6 protein-coding genes are annotated in these 4,474 nt (G+C 62.3%); 2 read left to right on the top strand and 4 right to left on the bottom strand.

What is annotated here, in order from left to right; translation table 11 throughout:
• Nucleotides 1-235 (top strand): endonuclease/exonuclease/phosphatase family protein (locus EN969_RS18405; protein WP_348632396.1); only part of this gene is annotated, 235 nt, incomplete at its 5' end.
• A 28-nt stretch (nucleotides 236-263) separates the two neighbouring features.
• On the opposite strand, the gene EN969_RS18400 is transcribed toward EN969_RS18405, so the two are convergent.
• From EN969_RS18400 to EN969_RS18385, 4 genes are all read right to left on the bottom strand, one after another.
• Complete coding sequence (locus tag EN969_RS18400) at nucleotides 264-938, bottom strand: hypothetical protein (protein ID WP_063169523.1); 675 nt, start codon at nucleotides 936-938, stop codon at nucleotides 264-266.
• A 267-nt stretch (nucleotides 939-1,205) separates the two neighbouring features.
• Nucleotides 1,206-2,288, bottom strand: coding sequence for a glycosyltransferase family 9 protein (locus EN969_RS18395; protein ID WP_082826599.1), 1,083 nt, complete (start codon nucleotides 2,286-2,288; stop codon nucleotides 1,206-1,208).
• Between the two features lie 214 nt (nucleotides 2,289-2,502).
• Nucleotides 2,503-2,958 (bottom strand): Crp/Fnr family transcriptional regulator, encoded by a 456-nt coding sequence (locus tag EN969_RS18390; protein ID WP_013528897.1) that lies wholly within the window; start codon nucleotides 2,956-2,958, stop codon nucleotides 2,503-2,505.
• Nucleotides 2,959-3,079: 121 nt separating this feature from the next.
• Complete coding sequence (locus tag EN969_RS18385; RefSeq protein ID WP_013528898.1) at nucleotides 3,080-3,763, bottom strand: response regulator transcription factor; 684 nt, start codon at nucleotides 3,761-3,763, stop codon at nucleotides 3,080-3,082.
• Between the two features lie 144 nt (nucleotides 3,764-3,907).
• Between EN969_RS18385 and EN969_RS18380 the strand changes: the two genes are divergently transcribed.
• Complete coding sequence (locus tag EN969_RS18380; protein ID WP_181172690.1) at nucleotides 3,908-4,444, top strand: L,D-transpeptidase; 537 nt, start codon at nucleotides 3,908-3,910, stop codon at nucleotides 4,442-4,444.
• Nucleotides 4,445-4,474: the final 30 nt, after the last annotated feature.

Here is a 4,474-nt window from a genome sequence, read left to right as displayed (position 1 = left end):
CAACTGGGCCGACCTGATGCGGCTCAACGTGCCGGATGAGCAGAAGCTCTACACCTGGTGGAGCTATCGCGCGCAGGATTGGGAGCTGTCCAATCGCGGCCGCCGCCTCGACCACGTCTGGTCGTCGCCGAACCTTGTGCCCAGCTTTTCCGGCTACGAGATCCTGCGTCTGGCGCGCGGCTGGGAGCGCCCGTCGGACCATGTGCCTGTCATCGCGCGGTTCGATCTGGACTAGTCTGGTCGAAAATGCCCGCGTGCGGCAGTCAGTCTGTAGAGTTGGGACCGGCTGGATCCACCCACGGGCGGCCCAATCGTGTCACCATCGCCGCGTACCCAACGGCACCTGCCGCCCAGAGGAAGATGCCAAGCTCTTTGACGACGTCCTCGGCGATGGCGGCCGCAGAACCGGGGGTAGGAAACAGCTCTCCGAGCTGGTCGATCGATGCTGACATCGCCAGCAGGAAGCCTGCGGCCACAAAGATGATCGTGCCGTCGAATGTTTTCCGTCGCAGCCGGAAGAACCAGAACAACCCGGCGGCGGCGTAGGCAATCATCGGAACGATCTCCGGTATCCCAACAATGGGCAGCACGTCCTCATGGATCAACAACAGGTCATCGAGGCCCAAGAGGAGGGTAAGGCCGCCGAGAAACGTGCAATCCCATCGGCGCGTGAGCAGGCCAGCAAACAGGGTTGCGGCGCCGGAGCCGATCCATAGCGAAGCACCCAGGGACGAAATCCACCCCGTATAGAAACCGACTCCGGCGGCTGCGGATGGATCTCGATAAAAGATCCACGCGTCCAGACCACGAATTTGCGCGACGGACAGCGCGGCCAAGAGCATCGCAACGTTAATCGCCGCCGCCGCCACCACGACCAAGCGCCAGGCTATTGTCCATTCGCCGCCATGCTTTGTGTTCGGCGCGCTGTTCTCTGGCATTAGCTATTCTCATTGAGGACTGAGAGGAACTCCATTGGAATCAAAGATCAAGAAGTGCTGACCTATGCCTAATCCATTACGATGGCTGCCAGTTCTGCCGCGCCGAGAACTCCGCCTGCATTGTGCCGGTGGTCAGCATCGAACGGTTGCAGCGCTTCGCTCCACCGAACCCATTGTACCATGGCGCCGATGTTCAGGGGAGGCCGGCCTGCAAATGCCCGACCTGAATCCCAGCACGCTTCGAAGCGCGTCCAAATAAATTCGAACTCAAACGGCGCGCTTCACGTCTTCACGCATGTCGTTGCCCCAGGGCTGCTGCGCTGACAGGCCTGCGAGATCCGGTAGATGGGGATGGTCGCGGCGGCGTGTCGCCAGCATCCGTTGCGCCGCTTCGATGATTGTCGGCGCCGGGACATCGGCGACCAGGCCGGTCGGGCTGGCATGGCGGGTCGCGATCACGTCCACGCAGTTCGAAAGCGGCCTCCAACGGGCCATGTTGGCGCCGCCATTGAGGATAACCATCGGCGTCATCACCGTTGCCATGAGATGTGCGGTACCGCCTTCGGCGCCGATGTAAAGATCGGCAAACTCGCCGAGCGCCAGCAAGATGTCACCGATATCGACACCTCCGATCGCGGCGGAATCGACAAGCCGCAGCTTCGGCACGCGCTGAGCCAGCTCAGCCATATCGGGACCGTCGCCGGGGGTTTTCACATAGAGAAGGTTCACCCCGTCGGCGATCAGGCTGTCGGCGATTGCGGCAACCTGATCCGCCGACATGCGCTTGCTGGCGCTGCCATGCGCCGCGATAATGATCAAGGGAGCATGCTTGCCGTCCGCAAGGCTCCTGGCCGCCGCTCGTGCGGCCGGGCTAGGCTCCAGCCGATGATCGAAAGGCAGCCGCTTGCCGGCAAGGCGTTCGATGAGGCGATGGTAGCGCCAGGCATTGTGCCCGGGTCGTGCTTCAGGCCTTTGGCCCAGGCGCCAGGAAAGGGCGAAAGCCGGAAAGTTTGCCTCATAGGCAATGCCGCGGCCGAGCAGTGATGCCGAGGCCTGAAGCAGCCAACGCGCCGAGATGCGGAAATCGACGACGGCCAATCGCCCCTTGCCCTTGCTGTGACCGGCGATCAGGCGCGCCAGCGGCGTCCGCACATTGATCGCATCGACCAAATGGCCGGCATGGCGATTGAGGCTATGTTCAAGGGATGACGACCGGGTGGTTCCGTAGACGATGAAACTATCGGGGAATGCCGTTCTGGCGGCGCGCAATGCCGGAATCCGGATCAGTCCGTCGCCGAACGCGTCATTGCGGGAATACAAGATAATGGTCTCGTACCGCCCTGATGGCATGGCTCGCTCCCCCCAGGAGCCTGGTGGTGATGGCGCCTGCTGCGCCGGCCGCCTTCGAGGTGCTTTAGGATTTCACCTCTTGCCTGTCAACGGAGCCTTGCCGCTGGATCCGGGCGTCCGGACGGCCGCAGTGCGCCACGACCAGTTCATCGCTGTCGTTGAAAACACTTCTCCCTTCGGCTGCGAAGCCAGCAGCTTCGTGGGTACGCTAGATTTAGCCGGAGAAGCGCGGCGCCAGTTCCTCGATGCGGCGGATCATCGCCTGAAATTCCTCCGAGATGCGCTGGTGCAGCTTGACCGCGATCTCGGGATATTCCTCCAGGATGCGGCGGAACATCTTGCGGCTGAGGCGCATCACTTCCGAATCGATCTCGGCCGAGGCGCTGGTCAACCGGTTGGTGTCGGCGATCAATGCCAGTTCGCTCAGGATCGTGCCGGGGTCTGCCGTGCCAATCGGGATGCGTTCACCATTCTGCTCCCGGTAGAGCACGATGCGCCCGCTGACAACGATATAGGCGGAATCGGCCTCGTCGTCCTCGCGATAGAGCTTGTGGTTGGCAATCAGCCTGGTGTTCTCGGCGCCAAAGGCGAGCAGGCGCAGTTGTTCCTGCGTGAAGCCCTCGAAGAGCCTCACGGCGGACAGAACGCGGATGTCGTCATCCAGCGCCATCTAGCTATGTCCCCGAACCGACAGTCCGACTCCTCCTCTGCGAGTTCGATCCAAACCACCCTCCAACTGGATCGTACCCGAAAGCGGCCCCGCCCGGCCGCTCATTGGATAATGAAAATGTTTAAGGAACCAGCTTGTAGCCGCCGCTTTCTGTCACAAGAATTTCCGCATTGGAAGGATCGCGCTCGATCTTCTGGCGCAGCCGGTAGACATGGGTTTCCAGCGTGTGCGTGGTGACGCCGGAATTGTAGCCCCACACCTCCTCGAGCAGCACGTCGCGCGTCACCACCTTCTGGTCGGCGCGATAGAGATATTTGATGATCGAGGCCTCCTTCTCCGTCAGCCGCACCTTGCCGCCGCGCGGGTCGAGCAGCAGTTTCTGGCTGGGCTTGAAAGTATAGGGCCCGACCGAGAAGGTGGCATCCTCGCTCTGCTCATGCTGGCGCAACTGCGCCCGAATGCGCGCCAGCAGCACGGCGAAGCGGAACGGCTTCGTCACATAGTCGTTGGCGCCGGCCTCGAGACCAAGAATCGTATCCGAATCGGTGTCGTGACCGGTCAGCATGATGATGGGCGCCTTGTAGCCGCCCTTGCGCAGGATCTTCACCGCTTCGCGGCCATCCATGTCGGGCAGCCCGACATCCATGATGAGCAGATCGATGAGGCCGCCGCGCGCTGCGGCGACACCTTTTGCCGCAGTCGATTCCTGCAGCACGTCGAATTCCTCGTAAAGGGATAATTGCTCGACCAGCGTGCCGCGCAGGTCGTCATCGTCGTCGACGATCAGTATGGTGCGTGAAGTCATGGATCAATCCGTTGTTTTGAAAAGAAAATTCAGTTGACCGCTGCCTGTTTATGCGGAAGCTGACCGGCGTAACAGCCGTTCACAGTGATTTGTTCCGTGGCACGATCATACAAGAAAAAACACGATCGCAATGCAGCCGGCGCAATTTTGCGAAAAGGGCTGCGTGTGCTGACCGTGCGGGCGAGGCCTGGGCATCCAAGCCAGGGCCTGCTGCAGGCCGGGAAAACGGTGTTTGCCTGTGCGCTGGGGCGCGGCGGCATCTCGGCCGACAAGCGCGAAGGCGACGGCGCCACGCCGCTGGCCGCGATGCGGATCCTGTCGGGGTATTTCCGGGGGGATCAGTTCTCCAGCGGCCGCAGGACCCGGCTGGCGATGACGCCGATCGGGCCCGATCTGGGCTGGTGCGAAGTGCCTGACGACCGCAACTACAACAGGCCGGTCAGGATTCCCTATGGCGCCAGCCACGAACGCATGCGGCGCGACGACAGGCTCTACGATGCCTGCCTGGTGCTCGACTGGAACCTGTCGCCGCGCCGGCGCGGGCGCGGCAGCGCCATCTTCTTCCATCTGGCGCGCCCCGGCTTCACGCCGACGCAAGGCTGCGTGGCTGTCACGGCGCAAACCATGGCGCGGCTGCTGCCGCTGCTGTCGGACCGGACGGTGGTGAGGGTGGTAAGATAGTAAGATAGTAAGATAGTAGGGGAGTAGGGG

This window comes from Mesorhizobium sp. M7A.F.Ca.CA.003.01.2.1, from assembly GCF_003998945.1.
Classification (GTDB): domain Bacteria; phylum Pseudomonadota; class Alphaproteobacteria; order Rhizobiales; family Rhizobiaceae; genus Mesorhizobium; species Mesorhizobium ciceri.
Note: the sequence above shows the minus strand (reverse complement) of the source record. Positions and strands in the feature narration are given on the sequence as shown.